At 31.0% G+C, this 16,970-nt stretch carries 18 protein-coding genes and 1 pseudogene; 14 read left to right on the top strand and 5 right to left on the bottom strand.

What is annotated here, in order from left to right:
• The first annotated feature begins 109 nt into the window (after nucleotides 1-109).
• The 6 genes from ACFWV9_RS15910 (at nucleotide 110) to ACFWV9_RS15885 (ending at nucleotide 5,314) form a co-directional block, all read left to right on the top strand.
• On the top strand, nucleotides 110-976 hold the full coding sequence (locus ACFWV9_RS15910) for a helix-turn-helix domain-containing protein (RefSeq protein ID WP_411896226.1): 867 nt from the start codon (nucleotides 110-112) through the stop codon (nucleotides 974-976).
• Nucleotides 977-1,077: 101 nt separating this feature from the next.
• A complete protein-coding gene (locus ACFWV9_RS15905; protein ID WP_411896225.1) occupies nucleotides 1,078-1,656 on the top strand; it encodes an OsmC family protein in 579 nt (192 codons plus the stop codon).
• An 11-nt stretch (nucleotides 1,657-1,667) separates the two neighbouring features.
• Nucleotides 1,668-2,411, top strand: coding sequence for a methanethiol S-methyltransferase (gene mddA, locus ACFWV9_RS15900; RefSeq protein WP_411896224.1), 744 nt, complete (start codon nucleotides 1,668-1,670; stop codon nucleotides 2,409-2,411).
• A gap of 170 nt (nucleotides 2,412-2,581) precedes the next feature.
• Entirely contained in the window at nucleotides 2,582-3,367 is a 786-nt protein-coding gene (locus ACFWV9_RS15895; protein WP_411896223.1) for a DUF6090 family protein, read from the top strand.
• Nucleotides 3,368-3,527: 160 nt separating this feature from the next.
• Nucleotides 3,528-4,277, top strand: a complete 750-nt coding sequence (locus tag ACFWV9_RS15890; protein ID WP_411896222.1) for a hypothetical protein — start codon at nucleotides 3,528-3,530, stop codon at nucleotides 4,275-4,277.
• A gap of 275 nt (nucleotides 4,278-4,552) precedes the next feature.
• Nucleotides 4,553-5,314, top strand: coding sequence for a DUF6090 family protein (locus ACFWV9_RS15885; RefSeq protein ID WP_411896221.1), 762 nt, complete (start codon nucleotides 4,553-4,555; stop codon nucleotides 5,312-5,314).
• A gap of 186 nt (nucleotides 5,315-5,500) precedes the next feature.
• Here the strand turns inward: ACFWV9_RS15885 and ACFWV9_RS15880 are convergent, their stop codons facing one another.
• From ACFWV9_RS15880 to ACFWV9_RS15860, 5 genes are all read right to left on the bottom strand, one after another.
• A complete protein-coding gene (locus ACFWV9_RS15880; RefSeq protein WP_411896220.1) occupies nucleotides 5,501-5,677 on the bottom strand; it encodes a hypothetical protein in 177 nt (58 codons plus the stop codon).
• A 34-nt stretch (nucleotides 5,678-5,711) separates the two neighbouring features.
• Nucleotides 5,712-6,044 (bottom strand): cupin, encoded by a 333-nt coding sequence (locus ACFWV9_RS15875; RefSeq protein WP_411896219.1) that lies wholly within the window; start codon nucleotides 6,042-6,044, stop codon nucleotides 5,712-5,714.
• Between the two features lie 438 nt (nucleotides 6,045-6,482).
• On the bottom strand, nucleotides 6,483-7,043 hold the full coding sequence (locus tag ACFWV9_RS15870) for a helix-turn-helix domain-containing protein (RefSeq protein WP_411896218.1): 561 nt from the start codon (nucleotides 7,041-7,043) through the stop codon (nucleotides 6,483-6,485).
• A gap of 104 nt (nucleotides 7,044-7,147) precedes the next feature.
• Entirely contained in the window at nucleotides 7,148-7,390 is a 243-nt protein-coding gene (locus ACFWV9_RS15865) for a cold-shock protein (RefSeq protein WP_411896217.1), read from the bottom strand.
• Nucleotides 7,391-7,418: 28 nt separating this feature from the next.
• Entirely contained in the window at nucleotides 7,419-8,282 is an 864-nt protein-coding gene (locus tag ACFWV9_RS15860; RefSeq protein WP_411896216.1) for an RNA polymerase sigma factor RpoD/SigA, read from the bottom strand.
• A gap of 522 nt (nucleotides 8,283-8,804) precedes the next feature.
• On the opposite strand from ACFWV9_RS15860, the gene ACFWV9_RS15855 reads away from it, so the two are divergent.
• From ACFWV9_RS15855 to ACFWV9_RS15820, 8 genes and pseudogenes are all read left to right on the top strand, one after another.
• On the top strand, nucleotides 8,805-9,836 hold the full coding sequence (locus ACFWV9_RS15855; protein WP_411896215.1) for an amidohydrolase family protein: 1,032 nt from the start codon (nucleotides 8,805-8,807) through the stop codon (nucleotides 9,834-9,836).
• Between the two features lie 212 nt (nucleotides 9,837-10,048).
• Nucleotides 10,049-10,567: a YybH family protein gene (locus tag ACFWV9_RS15850; protein ID WP_411896214.1), complete on the top strand. Its 519-nt coding sequence runs from the start codon at nucleotides 10,049-10,051 to the stop codon at nucleotides 10,565-10,567.
• 203 nt (nucleotides 10,568-10,770) lie between these two features.
• Nucleotides 10,771-11,817 (top strand): hypothetical protein, encoded by a 1,047-nt coding sequence (locus ACFWV9_RS15845; protein ID WP_411896213.1) that lies wholly within the window; start codon nucleotides 10,771-10,773, stop codon nucleotides 11,815-11,817.
• A 163-nt stretch (nucleotides 11,818-11,980) separates the two neighbouring features.
• Nucleotides 11,981-12,484 (top strand): hypothetical protein, encoded by a 504-nt coding sequence (locus ACFWV9_RS15840; protein ID WP_411896212.1) that lies wholly within the window; start codon nucleotides 11,981-11,983, stop codon nucleotides 12,482-12,484.
• A gap of 228 nt (nucleotides 12,485-12,712) precedes the next feature.
• Nucleotides 12,713-13,459: a DUF6090 family protein gene (locus tag ACFWV9_RS15835; protein WP_411896211.1), complete on the top strand. Its 747-nt coding sequence runs from the start codon at nucleotides 12,713-12,715 to the stop codon at nucleotides 13,457-13,459.
• Nucleotides 13,460-14,062: 603 nt separating this feature from the next.
• Nucleotides 14,063-15,397, top strand: a complete 1,335-nt coding sequence (locus ACFWV9_RS15830; protein WP_411896210.1) for a serine hydrolase domain-containing protein — start codon at nucleotides 14,063-14,065, stop codon at nucleotides 15,395-15,397.
• Nucleotides 15,398-15,628: 231 nt separating this feature from the next.
• Nucleotides 15,629-16,378, top strand: a complete 750-nt coding sequence (locus ACFWV9_RS15825; protein ID WP_411896209.1) for a DUF6090 family protein — start codon at nucleotides 15,629-15,631, stop codon at nucleotides 16,376-16,378.
• A 193-nt stretch (nucleotides 16,379-16,571) separates the two neighbouring features.
• Nucleotides 16,572-16,970 (top strand): annotated as a pseudogene (locus ACFWV9_RS15820) (hypothetical protein); the annotation flags it as partial.

Here is a 16,970-nt window from a genome sequence, read left to right as displayed (position 1 = left end):
GTACCCTTCTCTAATTATTGTTGGAGAATTTATTATCTTTTCATTCTCAAACCAGAACTACGTTTAACCCTTGAGTTAGGCATAATTTAAAAAAACTGAAAACTGCATAGTGATTAATGCATACGAATACTTTAAAAATCATCCGAAATTCAACAAGCTTGTTGGTAATGATTTCTTGTTCGTAGAATATAAATGTCCTCTCAATATTGAAGAATATCAACTATGGATTGAGAATCACTTAATAACATATGTTATAAGTGGTAAAAAGGATTGGATTACCTCAAAAAAAACACATAAGCTTACAGCAGGTGACACTCTGTTTGTTAGAAAAGGAGTTTATACAACAAAGCAATATCTAGAAAGTGATTATTGTGTAATGCTGTTCTTCATCAATGATAAATTCATCAAAAGGTTTATTAGCGAAAATCCATATTTTAAAAGAAGTTTAAATCATAAGAAAGAGCATAATCAAATATTCGAGATTACTACTAATGATATATTTAAAACATTAATAGAAAGCATATTCCAATATTTAAACCAAGGAGTGGAAATTCCTAAAGAACTAGTGGAAATTAAATTTAAAGAATTACTATTCAATATTGTACTTAATTCAAATAATAAAGAGTTACTATTCTTCTTCAATTCAATATCGCAAAACACTAAATCACATATTGAAAATATGATGAACGAAAATTTTCAATACGATTTAAAAATAGCTGAATTTGCTAAACTTTGTGGTAAAAGTTTATCCTCCTTTAAACGTGAATTTAAAGAAAGTTTTAATACTACACCAAGTAGGTGGTTAATCAATAAAAGATTAGAACACTCCAAAATGCTTTTACTAGGCACAAATCTAACCATAAGTCAGGTAGGCTATGAATGTGGCTTTAAAAATAATTCTCATTTTATTCAAGCCTTTAAAAAGAAAGTAAAAATAACTCCCAATAGATTTAGGATACTCAAAAAAGAAGCATAATTGTATTTCCTGACCTTTTAAGAACATTATTTGGACTTTTAAGAAATCTCAAATGGTAATAGAAATCTAATCTTTGCATCATTAAGTAAAAAATTGATGTAATGCCTAATCAAAAATTTTCAACCAAGAATTTAAAATTCATTAATAACACTTCTATTGTTCACCAAAGACATAAAGTTCTTAATGAAAAATATCGAAATGATTCTGCATCAGCTTGGATTACTGATTCTGCCGAGGTCATTGGAATGAATTTACAAGACCCATTTAGAACAACGGTTTCCATCAATGATAAAATGAAGGTTCCATTCAAAATTGGAGTTCATAAAGCAGTTGGTGGCGATCACGATTTCCCAAATCCAGGCGATTTACTATGTGCTTCTTTAGCATCTTGTTTTGAGAGTACCATTAGAATGATTTCTAATAAGTTGGGGATAGAACTCTTTCAAACAGAAGTAAGCGCTAATGCTCAAGTAGATGTTAGAGGAACATTAATGATTGATAGGTCTGTTCCAGTTAATTTTCAATCTATGCATATTAACGCATCAATTATTGGTAAAAACACAAATGAAAAGCTATTGCATACCTTAATAAAAGGAGCAAAACATAGTTGTATCGTCTATCAAACTATAAAAAAAGGTATCCCTATTACTTTACATACCAACATTAAAATTAAAAACTAAAAACATACATTATGAAAAAACTAGTCATCCTTATTTACGGAATTTTAGCTTATTGTGTTTTTCTAATTGCATTTTTATATGCCATTGGATTTGTAGGTAATATCATTGTGCCAAAATCAATAGATTCTGGTACAGAAACGACATTGCTTTCTTCCCTATTTATCAATGTGATTTTATTAAGCGTATTTGCTTTACAACATAGCATAATGGCTCGACCAGTATTTAAAAAGTGGTTTACAACTATTATTAGTCCAGCAATGGAACGAAGCACCTATATACTTTTGTCAAGTTTGGCACTACTTTTAATATACTGGCAATGGCAACCAATCACGATAATTGTATGGGAAACCGAAAGTAAAATTGCTATATATATTCTAACAGGTATCTTCTTTCTTGGTTGGCTTATTGTTCTTCTATCAACATTTATGATTAATCATTTTGAGCTTTTTGGTCTAGCACAGATTTTTGATAATTTAAAGAACAAACAAACTCCTAATCCAAAATTTCAAACCAACTATTTATATAAAATTGTTAGACATCCCATTATGCTAGGCTTTATTATAGCCTTTTGGGCAACACCTATTATGACTGTTGGACATTTATTATTTACAATAGTTACGACTATCTATATTCTAATAGCGGTAAAATATTTAGAGGAAAAAGACCTTCGAAAATTTATTGGAGAAAAATATGAAACTTACCAAAAGGAAGTGCCTATGGTTATTCCTTTTACAAAAATTAAGAAAAATAATTAGTGAAAAACTATGCCTAACAACGTGTATAGTTCATTGCGTAGCCATTTAAAAGTCTCTCGAAAAATCCTAGCGGATTTCTAGTACGTTCTACCCTTTTTCCTATCTTAGTACCAATCGCAACGAAACCATACACGAACACGTTGTGCTTCATTATGACCAACCAATAACCAATGATAAAATTCTTTAGAAAAATTAGACAAAAATTACTCTCTGAAAACAAATTCAGTAAGTATCTGATTTATGCGATTGGCGAAATAATCCTTGTGGTAATCGGAATTTTAATAGCATTACAAATTAACAATGCGAATGAAAACAATAAGAAGAAGGATTTTGAAGTAACTATATTAGAAAATATACAAGAAGATATTTTAGCAGATAAAATTGATTGCGAGTTAAATCGTCAATATCTAGAACAAACATTAATAAATGAACAACTTTTACTAGATTTTCTATTAAAGAATAAAGAGCAAAATCTTGACAGTATTAGCTTTGTAGATGCATTAGGAATAGATGTGATAACTGCATTCCATAATGCTTCGTTCAATAATTTACAGAATAATGATATCGGATTAATTTCTAACAATGAACTCTATAAAAAAATAACAAGGTTCTACGATTTTTATGTTTTCTCTTTGAAAAAAGTTGAAAATGAGCATGTATATACTAGCACTTACAAAGAAAAGTTAGACTATTTTAAAAAACACTTTAAGGTCATTGACAAAAGAACAACTATTCAAGTGGGTTCGGCGGATGATACTTGGAATCAAGAATTTGACAGATATAATTTTGCTATAAAAAATAAAGAGAACTTGAAAGATGATGAAGAATTCAAGTTAGTTCTAGCAGAAAGTTTATTTATTAATTCAATCGTTTTCGATTTTTATAATCAGTTGTTTTCAAAGATGGATGAGCTGAATAAATCTATAAACAAGGAACTTGATAAATTAAAAAAATAACGAAAGCACAACAATAGCTATAAGTAATTGCTTGTTCTCGCCTACTTCTGAAAATCCTCGCGGATTTTCAGCTTGGTGTGTACTTGCAAAGTTAAGTACTAACCCACGCAACTACTCATAGCCGAGACCGTTGTGCTTCATTATCAGAAACAGCTAACCAATGATAAAATTCTTTAGAAAAATTAGACAAAACTTACTAATGGAAAACAAAACTGGCAAGTATTTTAAATATGCAATTGGAGAGATTTTACTTGTAGTAATCGGAATTTTAATCGCATTACAAATCAATAATTGGAATGAAAATAGAAAGCTCTCAAATAAAAAGCAGGAATTAATAATAAACTTAATTGACGACTTTGAGGAAAATTTTAATATGCTTAAATCCGAAATTGATTATAGTGAAGGTTTAAAAATAAAAATGGATGCCTTTTTTGAAAACGGATATTCAGATAATTTAAAAATTCCGTTAGATTCATTAAAAACTTTAAGTGATGCATTTTTTCGACCTTCTACTTTCTTTCCATTAATGACAAGTTATGATGCAGCCAAAGAAAATGGAAACTTAACTCTTCTAAAGAACAAAGAACTATCCCAAGAGTTCACAAGTTTTCAAAGAAATTTAAGCACTTACAATGGACTAAAAGAACAAAACTTTAATTCTTTTTTTAATGGTTCCATTTGGGATTTAAAAAAATCAATTGGAACGTTAGATTATATTAGAGGCGCAAAAAGTATATATTCTCAAAAGCAACTAGATGTAGAACAGTACACAAAATTAATCAATACACCTTTAGTCCTTGCTACTTTAGAAAACCAATCAACTCTTAATTTTAATAATCTTAATGCTTTAAAAAGAATGAAAATTATTTCTGAATTAATATTAAGACATTTGAAAGATTTTAAAAAATAACGAAAGCACAACAACGTGTATAATTCATTGCTAGTTATAGCCTACTTACGAAAGTCCTCGCGGACTTTCTATCTGTGATTTATTTGCTAAATTTAGTGCTTAAACATGCAACGAAATCATACACCAGACCGTTGTGCTTCATTATGACAAACCGCTAACCAATGATAATATTCTTTAGATTATCGAAATATTATTTTGCGAAGCAAAATCAAAGGTCTGGTAGAACTTTGGTTAAGATAGCCGCTTGCGGAGAGATTAAAATGACAAATTAAACTATGATTAAGTTTTTTAGAAAAATCAGATTTGACCTTATGGAGAAAAACAAAACAGGAAAGTATTTAAAATATGCTATTGGTGAAATTGTTCTAGTAGTTATTGGAATATTGATTGCCTTAAGTATTAATAATTGGAATGAATCGGACAACTTATCCAAAAAAGAGTTCTCTATGCTTATTAATATGAAAAATGATCTTGTTTCAGATATAATGAATTTAAAGTATGAAGACAGCGTGTTTTCTACATTCGAATTTAATTCGGCGAAAGGAATCGAACTCTTTTATAAGGCAAAAACAACAAAAGACATTGATTCTGTTAACAAATTAACAGTAAGTTTTTGGAATGCTCTTTACATAAATGACAATACTTACAATGAAATGGTAAGCACTGGGAGTATGTACTCTATGAAAAATAAAGAGCTGAAAGAATATATTATAAGATATTATTTGCTTGTTGAAGCAGATAAAAATTATATCAAAAATGTGAATCAGCAACAAGATTATTTGAAAAACAAAACGCCAGAAATGCTTCCTTACTTTTCCTTAGTTAATCAGTTAAGAAATCCTAAAATAGATCTAAAAAAAATCGATACAACTTGGATTAACAATCCTAATTCAAAAACTTATTTAGCAGTTGAACACTATATTAATTCTAATCAAAATTCGAGTAATATTTATAGAAGAAGTGTTTTTAAGCGAAGTAAAGAATATGCCGAATACCTGCTAGCAGAAATCAATAAAGAGATTGACTCTAGAAATTAATAAAAAGTAAAAACAAAGCACAACAACGTGTATAATCAATTGCTTGACGGTGTTTAATGATTACCACGGAAATTCTTCCGAATTTCCTTCGCGCTGTTTCTTTTTGCTATCTTAGTGCTCACAGCAACTAACCATACACGAACACGTTACCCAACATTTCGGAAAAAAGTGGCTCTATTCAATAACTTAATCTTTAGTACTATATAAATTGATCTCTCTTTCAAAGTAAACTTTTTCTTTTTCATCTGGCTGATCTAAGACATCACAATAGTAAACTTTACGAGCAAAAACTCTAACCTTTAAAGGTGTTGTTGGATTAACTTTCGCACACACAATGTCACCTGATTTAAATTTATCTTCCATAATAATTTTTAAGTTTTAATTTTTGCGTATTTTCCTAATCATTTTTAATTGTAGTACAAATCATTTTAAACGGTTGGTTAGCCTCAATTGAACTGTTAACCGTACCTGGAATAAGAATTGAGCTGCCCTTTTGCATAAATGTAGAATTGTTATTAATAACGACTTCGGCCTTTCCTTCGATTATATAAATAAATCTAGTGAACGGTGACTTTTTATATACCTGAACTTTCCCAAAATCTAAAAGCAGTACTTGAATAACACACGTATTTCTAACCAAAATATTTTTAGCAACAATTTTATTAGAAATAAATTGTACTATATCAGACAAGTTAAATGTAACGTTTTCCTCAAACTCACCATTTTTCATCTTCCTTTACTATTCTGAATGTTTTTTAAAATTTCTCTTCAAAATTTTGGCTGCTCTTTTTTCTTTGGCAGTTTTAGCAGCTGGCGTTTTCCCGTTTTTTTGTTTCCCTTTTTCCTCTCTAGACATCGTTTTTAATTATTTAATGTGTTTGCCTTAAGTTAATATAAACATCCTTTATTATGTTATAATAAAAACTAAATAAGTTGCATACATCACAGATTGTCTTAGTCGTATAAATTCAAAAAGCAGACTGATTAGTCTGCTTTCTCATGCCAAATAACCTCATTACTTGGACTTCCCTAATTGATTAATAGCAACACAAATATGGCAATGAACTGCACTACTTTAGTTACATACTTATTTGATTTAGTTACACATAATACTGATTTTATAATAATGAGAAATACATTCTTTTATCTTACAGAATAATTATTCATTTTATAAATTTTCAAGATTACGTTTTCTTTTTTCACCTATTTTTTTGTAGTAAGAAGCTGTATGACCTGTCACTTTTTTAAATTGATTAGATAAATGTGCTGTGCTACTATAATTGAGTTTATAAGCAATTTCTGTGAGATTAAGTTCGTTATAAAGAATCAACTCTTTTGCCCTTTCAATTTTATGCTTAATAATAAAATGTTGAATAGTAATTCCTTTAACTTCAGAAAAAAGATTTGATAAATATGTATAATCATAATCCAATTTTTCTGCTATATAATCTGAATAATTAGTTTTTGGCATTTCATCGGAATAATGAATCATTTCTATGATTATGTTTTTTATCTTATCTACTAGAATGCTTTTTTTATCATCTAATAATTCTAAACCTGACATAGCTAAATTTGATTTAAGTTCTTGTCTTTGAGATTCGGAAATATCTTCTTTTATTTCAATCATACCGAGTTCGACAATTATATAATGTAATCCAAGTTTCTCTACCTCATGTTTTACCATAAGCTTGCACCTTAAACTTACCATGTACTTGACATATAATTTCATTATACTATAATTTTACAATCTTAATTTCTTTTATATAATTTAGGTTGATTATACAAGAAAACCATCTATTAAGATGGTTTTTTTTCTTTTTAGACTTGGGTAAATTAAACTACACTTACTTTTATAGCGCTTAAGCCTTTTTCGCCTTTTTCCACATCGAATGTTACATTATCGTTCTCTTTTATTTGATCTATAAGATTTGATGTATGAACGAATATTTCTTCTTCAGAATCTTTTACTGTAATAAAACCAAACCCCTTGGTGCTATTGAAAAATTTTACTGTACCTTCTTTCATAATTGTAACTTTATTAGTTTTAATGAATTTATTTATAAATCTTTTTATCATAATTTCTAGTTTTATTTAATAATTGTTGCTATCCTAAATATTTTATTAATAGATGAGACTTGTTTGATTTTTTGATTTTTAAAATTGCAGACCCTTTGATTTGTCTTACGCGTTCTCGTGTTATTCCAAATAACTGAGCTATTTCTACTAAAGTCATTGAAGATTCGAAACCAATTCCATAATGAAGTTTAATAATATCTGATTCTCTCTCTGATAGAGAATTCAGTACAGCTACTAAGTCTGTATGGAGCGAGTCTAATAATAACACATTATCTGGTTGAGGGTACATATCTGTAATAATAATATTTTGCATATTAATATCTGTTTCAGGAGATAAAGGTGCGTCTATTGAAACACCATATGCTGAACTCTTAATGCAAATATCCACCTCTTCAACAGATACTTCAATGACTTCAGAAATTTCATATGAAGTTGGCTCACGACCATGTTTTTGTTCAAAAAAAGTTACTGCTTTTTTTATTTTGTTAATAACACCTATCTTATTTAGAGGCAACCTGACCATTCTTGAGTTTTCTGATAAAGATTGTATTATGCCTTGTCTAATCCACCATACTGCATAAGATATAAATTTAAACCCACGAGTTTCATCAAATCGCTTAGCAGCTTTTAACAAACCTAAATTGCCTTCATTTATTAAATCTGGAAGTGACAAACCCTTATTTTGATATTGTTTTGCAACTGATACTACAAATCTTAAATTAGCTCTTGTGAGTTCATCTAAAGCACATTTATTACCTGCTTTGATTTGTATTGCTAACTCAACTTCTCTCTCTAATGATATTAAGCTAATTTTACTAATATCATTTAAGTATTTGTTAAGTGATTCTTCATTTCTAATTGTAATTTGCTCAGTTATTTTAAGTGATCTCATTTAAAACAAGGTTTAATTGAATCGTCCGAATAATAATGAGCCACCATTCTCAAATGAACTTTATGTTATGAAAAGCATAAATTAACCACAAAATAACCTAGTAACAGAATCTGGTTAGGAAGGAAAGTCATAAGTAAATAAATAATATGCAATCTGTGTAAAGAAACGTCTTATTACTGGATTAATATGAGTAGGTCACTTTTATTTTCAGAAAATATCAAAACCTACAAATTAAATTTAAGCAAGCTCAAATATTTTAGGTTCAAAAATGATGAGTTTTAAGAACTGTATTAAACGTTTCGAAAATACAGTATTGAACGCATAAGATCTAATATTAAACTGATTTAGAAACTGAAAGCCAATACTGAAATAAACGTTGGGTAACAACGTGTATAGTTCATTGCTTCTGATTCTCCTTTCGGAAAATCCTCGCTGCTGAACAATGGGTTCGCTCCTATTTACTATCTTAGTACAGACGCAACGAAACCATACACAAGACCGTTGGGCACAATTATAAAAAATATGAGACTATTCAAATCATTTCTTTTTCTGCTAATCCTTTTTGGGTGTACTAATAAGGATAAAATAAATAAAACACCCTCAATAAAGAAAGAGATTTATAATGGACCAATAATCGACATGCATCTTCACGCTGATGGCAAAGATGACATTCCGCCAGTGAAAATGGGCTTTTGCACACCTGTTTCAACTATGCTTCCATATTATGATACACGACAAGATTTTAATGATGTATGGGACGACTTATTTGCTAATCCTAAATGCGACAATCCATTTTGGTCACCAAAAAACTATGAAGATTATATAAATCAAGTTGAAAGTAAATTAACTGAAAACAAAGTGATAGCTGTGGCAAGCGGAACAATTGATAATGTCCGTTATTTTAAGTCAAAAATGCCCAATAATATTATATCAGGTATTCAGTTCCGTGTTGGCAGAGACAGTATTTCTGCCGAGGAAATGAGAACAATTATTTTGGAAAATGATATTAAAATAATTGGAGAGATTTCAAATCAATATGGAAATATTGCGCCTAATGACCCAAGAATGTTTCCGTATTACAGACTGGCAGAAGAATTAGATATACCAGTTGCAATACATCTAGGTAGTGGACTTCCAGGCATAATGTACTACTGGGAACCTGAATATCGTGCGAAATTATCCAATCCAATGGCATTGGAAGAAGTCTTACGAAAATTTCCAAAGTTACGAGTTTCAATAATGCATTATGCAGACCCTTTTATTGATGAATTGATTACTATGCTTTATCACTATCCACAGTTATATATTGACCTTGGTGGAATCCAATGGAATTATCCTAGAGAATATTTTTATGAATACCATCTTAAAAAAATTATCTCAGCTGGATTTGGCAAACGTATTATGTTTGGTTCAGATATGATTATCTGGCCTGATTTTATTCCGCATTCGATTGAAATAATTAATGAAACCCCATTTTTGAGCTACGAACAAAAGGCCGATATCTTTTACAATAATGCCGCAAGGTTCTTAAGACTTGAAGAAAATGAAAAATAAACTGTGCCCAACAATGGCTATAAGTAATTGCTGGTTCTCGCCTACTTCTGAAAATCCTCGCGGATTTTCAGTTTGGTGTGTACTTGCAAAATTGAGTGCTAATCCACGCAACTAACCATACACAAGACCGTTGTAGCACATTACCGAAATCCTACTGTATATTAAATGTTGTATATTGATAATCAAAATATTAACTAATCAAATACAATATTATGAAAACTAAGATCACAATTGCATTCATTATTCTTTTTGGGATTCTAATTACAAGTTGTAAGCAAGAAGAAAAGAAAATTGAAGTTGAAGAAGTAAAAATTGATTTAATCAATGATGAATTTCCAGAAGCAAAACAGGAAGTATTGGAAACTTATGAGGCAATTGTTCAAAGCATTAAAGAAGGTGATATAGATAAACTTATTTCATTACACGCCTACAGTCCAAAGTTTACCGAGTTTAAAAATGGAGAACTACGCAATGGTGGTGAAGCAAATGAAACTTATGAACGAGATATTTTCAGCTCTGTAACAGAGGTGGTTAAATTCGATTCAAACGACTTAAAAATTGCAGTTTATGGCGAGGTTGCGAATGTAACCTTTCATTCTGATTTTCATTTTAAATTTGGGGAAGATCTTGTGGTTGTTAATGACCAAATTACGCTACTATTTGTAAAAACAGAGAATGGTTGGAAATTGGTTCACGAGCATCATTCCCCTCTGAAAAAAGAGGAAAATTAAAAACGTGCTACAACAACGGCTATAGTTCATTACGGCTGAAATTCCTAATCGGAATTTCGAGCCTTTTTGCTAAATTTATGGTTACGGCGGAATGATACTCGCGTACCATTCCGTAACGAAACCATAGCCAAAACCGTTAGCCTTCATTATTCGCAACTCTGTAATCCACTTTATTAGTCTACCTTTAGAGAAACTCTCTTTAAATGATAAAATTCTTTAGGAAAATTCGACAAAGACTACTAATTGAAAATAAATTCAGCAAATATCTTATTTATGCCATTGGAGAAATTATACTTGTTATCATTGGCATACTAATCGCGCTTTTTATAAATAATAAAAACGAAGTTCGAATAGTTGAAAATAAATTCATTTCAAATCTTTTGCAGGTTCAAAAGGAACTTGAGTCAAATATTGAAAACACAACCAATAGCATAAATTATTATTTAATCAAGGACAATCTCATAGCAGCTGTAATGGCTGATTCTTTGACCATTGAAGATTACGATTCAGATATGAAAAACATAAATATTAAGACTTCTAATGGCCAAGGACTATGTTATATCATATTCAATACTACACAAGTAAACACTCTAAATAATCGTATTGTTAAGTTGAATCAGAATACTGACAAACTACCCAGTGATTTTTATCCAATTCTAGAAGAAACTAACAAAGTTTATTCACAATATATAGCTTTAGTAATGGAATGGAATACAAAAATAATCAATTTAGAAAATGCAAATATTGCCAAGTTTAGTGATAATTACATTTGGTTTAGCAAGATTTATTATTTTGAAGAATCAAATTTAGAAGCCTTTGAGTACTTTGTAAATAACCCAATTTATAAAAACTTAGTATCTCAGTATTCCTTTTTATCCGAAGAACATTTTAAATCCATTAAAACTTTTAGAAATGAAGGAATCAAAGCACACACAGCCATTTCTGACTTTCTGAGACTAAAAGCAGAAACAGATTCAATATCAAATAAATATACTCTAAATCAAGAATTATTAGATTGCTACGCTGGAACGTATTCATTTGGTACTAACACGTCTTGCGAAATAATAATAAAAAATAATAAATTGCTTTTAAATTTTGATTCTGAAAATTTGGAACTTATAGACTTATCCCTAACCAAATTTGTTGGAGTTGATAATGATTTTTCAATAACATTTGAGAGCACTAACAATTGTGTCAATGTTAGTTTCATCTGGCAGCAAGACGGAGAATCTTTCAAATTTATTAAATGAATTAATAATAACGAAAGGCTAACAAAGTGTATAATTAATTGCGGCTGAATTTCCTCTCTGAAATTCAATCTTATTAATTATCTTTCGGTTACGGCGGAAAATGACTCGCGTCCTTTCCCGCAACTAATCATACACAAACACGTTAGCAAAAATTAAATAAACTATGCCAAAAAAAGATGATATTGATAATAGAAATAAACTAGAATCTAATTTGAAAAGTGATTATAGTAGTGAGTCATATCATTCTTCAATCATGGAACAATACAAACTTTACGCAGAGATACTAGATGAACATCATAACAGGTTTATGAATACCATTAAATTTTTTATTTCAATCCAATTTATATTTCTCTCTGGCTTTTTAATTATTATAAAAAAAGAAGTTGAAATTGGAATATTTGGAATTATAATGCTCATGTTGTCTGGATTATTTATTTGTGCTATTTGGCTACTGATTTCAAAATCTCATTATAAGCTAACAACCGCAAAACATGAAACACTGGAAGAAATGGAAACTTATTTGCCTTTAAAGCCTTTTTCTCATGAATGGCATGAAAAATTAAAATCAGGAAATAATTATGTAAATATGAGGACAGTACTCTTTGCTTTACCAATAGTCATGTCAATTATTTATATATCATTAGCCATGGTTGCTATTTATGGATAAGAAAAAATATTATTCAAAATTTTAACATAAACTTTTGCTAACACCGTGTATAATTAATTGCTAGTTCACTGCCGACTTACGAAAATTCCGCTGGAATTTTCTATCTGTGATTTGTTTGCTAAATTAGTTGCTCAACCATGCAACACACGAGACGCTCAAAGCGTCGAACTGGCGAAGCAAACCATACACAAGACCGTTGTGCTTCATTAGGAATGAAATAAGAAACCAATGATAAAATTCTTTAGAAAAATTCGCCAAAGATTGTTGACTGAGAACAAATTCAGTAAGTATCTAATTTACGCGATTGGAGAGATTGTTCTTGTTGTCATTGGAATTTTAATTGCGTTACAAGTAAATAATTGGAATCAAAGACAACAGTTCAAGGAATTGTCGAGCATATATATTGAAGATTTTAAAAGAGAAATAAATTCTGATATTGTGGCATTGAGTAAAAGAATAGCTAGTAATGAAAGAATGACTCAAAACGTAAATGCTATTTTAACCACTCTAGCTACAAAAAATGAACTCTCTAAGGAGGAAGCAACACTATTTTTTGAACAAAATGAATTGTTAATGCGTGAATCATATTTTATTCCAGAGACTGGTGCATTTAAACAATTAGATGCAAACGGCAATGCAAGCCTTATCCTCAGTAAGAATTTAAGAGATAATCTATATCAATACTACACGCTAAACGATAGAAATGAAAAAAATGGTGAGATAAGTACTCAGCTCTACCAACACAATTTCATTTCGGTGAATATTCTAAGTGAATTAATAACTCGAGAATTTTTAGAAAACAAAATAGGGAATTCGTTAAACCGTCCTAGATTGGATTTAGAAACATTGCGTCAGAGCACAACATATTTGGGAGCTTTACTTGCAAAACGTGAAATAACAGTGAGTCAAAATAGACAATATAAAAACATAAAAGAAAAGGCTGAAAACCTTTTGGAATTATTAACCTCTTACTAATAAAATAACGAAAGCACAACAATGGCTATAAGTAATTGCTTGTTCTCGCCTACTTCTGAAAATTTGCTAACGCACAGTTCGCACTGCGTGCTCGAGTCTCGCGGATTTTCAGCTTGGTGTGTACTTGCAGAGTTTAGAGCTAAAACACGCAACTACTCATAGCCGAGACCGATGAGAACACATTCGCCAAAGGCGAACTTTAATTACTACGTGCTTTCGCACTCTCGTCCTTAAAGTAAATGTGTTCTCATCTCAAGGGTTAAACCAAATTACACAAATGACTTTACAATAAACAATCGCCTTAGACGGGCTTCAAGCCAAAACGTGCGCCATCGTCGGTTAAAAGTAATTTAGTTCATAGCATTTCTATTTTAATAAATCTGTATTCATGAATGCTTCGCATTTGGCCCTGGTCCTCGAATTCCCAATCTAATAAATTCTACAATTTACTCCTCGCTCCGCGAGGCTAATTGACGACCAATAATTAGAGATTATATGGAAGTACCCTTCTCTAATTATTGTTGGAGAATTTATTATCTTTTCATTCTCAAACCAGAACTACGTTTAACACTTGAGTTAGGCTCAATAAAAACGAAATTAAATATGATAACCAACAAACTGTCATTAAAGGTACTTATCACTTTCTGTTTGCTTCTATTCGTTGGATGTAAAAAACAAGGCAAAGAGCTCACATTAGAAGAAAAAATTGCATTAGCTGTAGAATCAAGAAAAATTCCCACATCAAAAGACCATAAAATAATCTTTACGATTCCTGAATCGCTTATTGGAAGAGGACCTCAAATAACAGAGGTATTTAGCCATATGGAAAACTATATTCCTACTGTTCTGATAGAAAAAGGAAATACAAAAACAATAAAGCTTACAGAAAATATAAGTCAAACCCTCGGTCAAGAGATTCTCACCAGTGCCTTCTTTGAAAAGGAAACATCACTTGACCAAATTTGCGATGAAAAACAAGTTAATGGTGTAATTGTTCTTCACAAAGGGCAAGTGGTTTATGAAGGGTATCCCGAAATGGAACCTTCTGACAAGCATTTTCTTGGTTCTGTGAGTAAAACATTTTTAGGAACCGTAATAGCACATTTGGCAGATGAAGGAAAACTTAACGAACAAGATCCGATTGGGAAGCATATTACAGAGTTTAAGGATAAGCCATTGGAGAATGTAACTATTGAAAATTTATTAAGGATGACCTCAGGAATCAACTGCAGAGAAAGCGATAAGGGATCCTTTACTGACCCAAACCATTGTTTTTATAAAATGCTTCAGCATTCTGCTGTTTATACGGAGCCAAATCCTGCATTTGAAGAAAGCTTAATAGAATTATTGGCCAGTTCGGGAAAAATTGAACCCGCTGGACAAACCTTTGACTATACTTCCGCCAATTCTGTTATTCTGACTACCATTGCTGAAAGAGTTTCTTCTAAACCTTTTCATGAGTTGGTTCAGGACTATATATGGACAAGAATCGGAGCTGAAGATGATGCAAGGGTAACACTATCCAGTACTGGTGTTGCTGGAAGTTACGGTCCAATGCTAATGCGCTTAAGAGATCTTGCCAGATATGGACTGGCCTTTACAGATGACGCTACTACAAAAATAGCATCGGCAAGATATATAAATCAAATTAATACGGGAGATAGAGCATTATTTAGATCTGAAGGAGGAACAGATCAGCATTTAAGGAAAAAGTATTATGAAGGACAAGGTGCAGATTTTCAGAGTTATCACTGGGATGTGATTTTTGAAGATGGCGACTTCCTTAAAACTGGGTTTGGAGGACAGGGTCTTTACATATCACCAACAAAAAGATTGGTTATTGCTTTTTTTAGTGCAAAAAAGGATGAGACAAATAAAAACATGCATATGACAGCCCTTGTCCGTAGTTTGGCATTACTTGAACAATTTAAAGAATAAATTACTGAGCCTAACAACGGCTATAGTTCATTACGGCTGAAATTGCTTACGCCAGTTCGCACGTTGTGCTCGTGTCCTAATCAGAATTTCGAGCCTTTTTGCTACCTTTCTGCCACGGCGGAAAGAATCCTGCGGATTTTTCCGTAACGAAATCATAGCCGAGACCGTTGTGCTTCATTAACCAAAACTCGTGTGAATTAATTATCCTACCTTTCGAGAAACTGCTAACCAATGATAAAAGTCTTTAGAAAAATACGGTACGACCTTATGGAAAAAAATAAAACAAGAAAGTATTTTAAATATGCAATTGGAGAAATAGTGCTTGTGGTTGTTGGAATTTTGATTGCCTTACAAATAAACAATTGGAATGAGAATCGAAAACTGAAAGGGGCGGAAATTAAACTATTACAAAATTTTAGAACAAGTATTGAAACTGATACGATAACACTAAATTATTATATTAATGAATTTTCAATCATTGAAAAAAAAATTAACCGAATCGCTCGCTATATAGAAGAAGATTTGGCTTATTCTGGCGATTCCTTGCAGTTTGCCCATGCAACTGCGACATGGTGGGTTAATATTGACCAGGAAATTTTCGCTACCGTAACCTCAGGTGATCTAAATAACATTTCGAATGACGTATTGAAGAAAGAAATCATATCATATTATTCATACGCTTCCGGAAAATTCGATACCTCTATTAAAAATTACGAAGACTATATACATGAATACGGCGTTAGAAATATTCTTAATACACGATTTACCAGCTTCGCATACTCTCCAAGTGGTGGTCAAAACCAATCGGTCCCAAATAACTGGGAAGCATTAAAGAAAGACAAAGAATACCGTTATTTCTTAAAAACGCAACAAAGCTATTTCTTCTGGTATGTAAAACTCCCATTAGATGAGGCAAAAGAGAAAGCTGACCAATTACTTGGTTCGATTAGTAAGGAATTAAAAAAGTTTGATAAAAAATAACGAAAGCACAACAATGGCTATAAGTAATTGCTTGTTCTCGCCTACTTCTGAAAATTTGCTAGCGCACAGTTCGTACTGCGTGCTCGTGTCTCGCGGATTTTCAGCTTGGTGTGTACTTGCAAAATTAAGTGCTAACCCACGCAACTACTCATAGCCGAGACCGTTGTGCTTCATTATAACCAACCAATAACCAATGATAAAATTCTTTAGAAAAATTAGACAAAAAATGTTGACTGAAAATAAGTTTAGCAAATATCTACTTTATGCTATTGGGGAAATCATACTTGTGGTTATTGGAATTCTTGTTGCTCTAAATCTCAATACCAAAAAAGAATTAAAAACGAACAATGACCAGGTAGAAAAAATTTTAACTAGCGTTTATAAGGATTTAGAAGAAGACTTAATTAAAACTATAAATTTTCAAATTGAATTTAACGAAAGAAGAGATTCACTATCAAATATAGCGCTTTCTAAAACTCTAAAAGTATCTGATTATACAGTCAATAAAAATGGAGATAATCCTTATTTGACTTTGATAGAAGAGCAAATTGAACCTTATAGGTTTGAAACAAATGCTTACAATAGACTTATT

It is taken from the genome of Winogradskyella sp. A2, from assembly GCF_046762865.1.
In the GTDB taxonomy this organism is placed as follows: domain Bacteria; phylum Bacteroidota; class Bacteroidia; order Flavobacteriales; family Flavobacteriaceae; genus Winogradskyella.
Note: the sequence above shows the minus strand (reverse complement) of the source record. Positions and strands in the feature narration are given on the sequence as shown.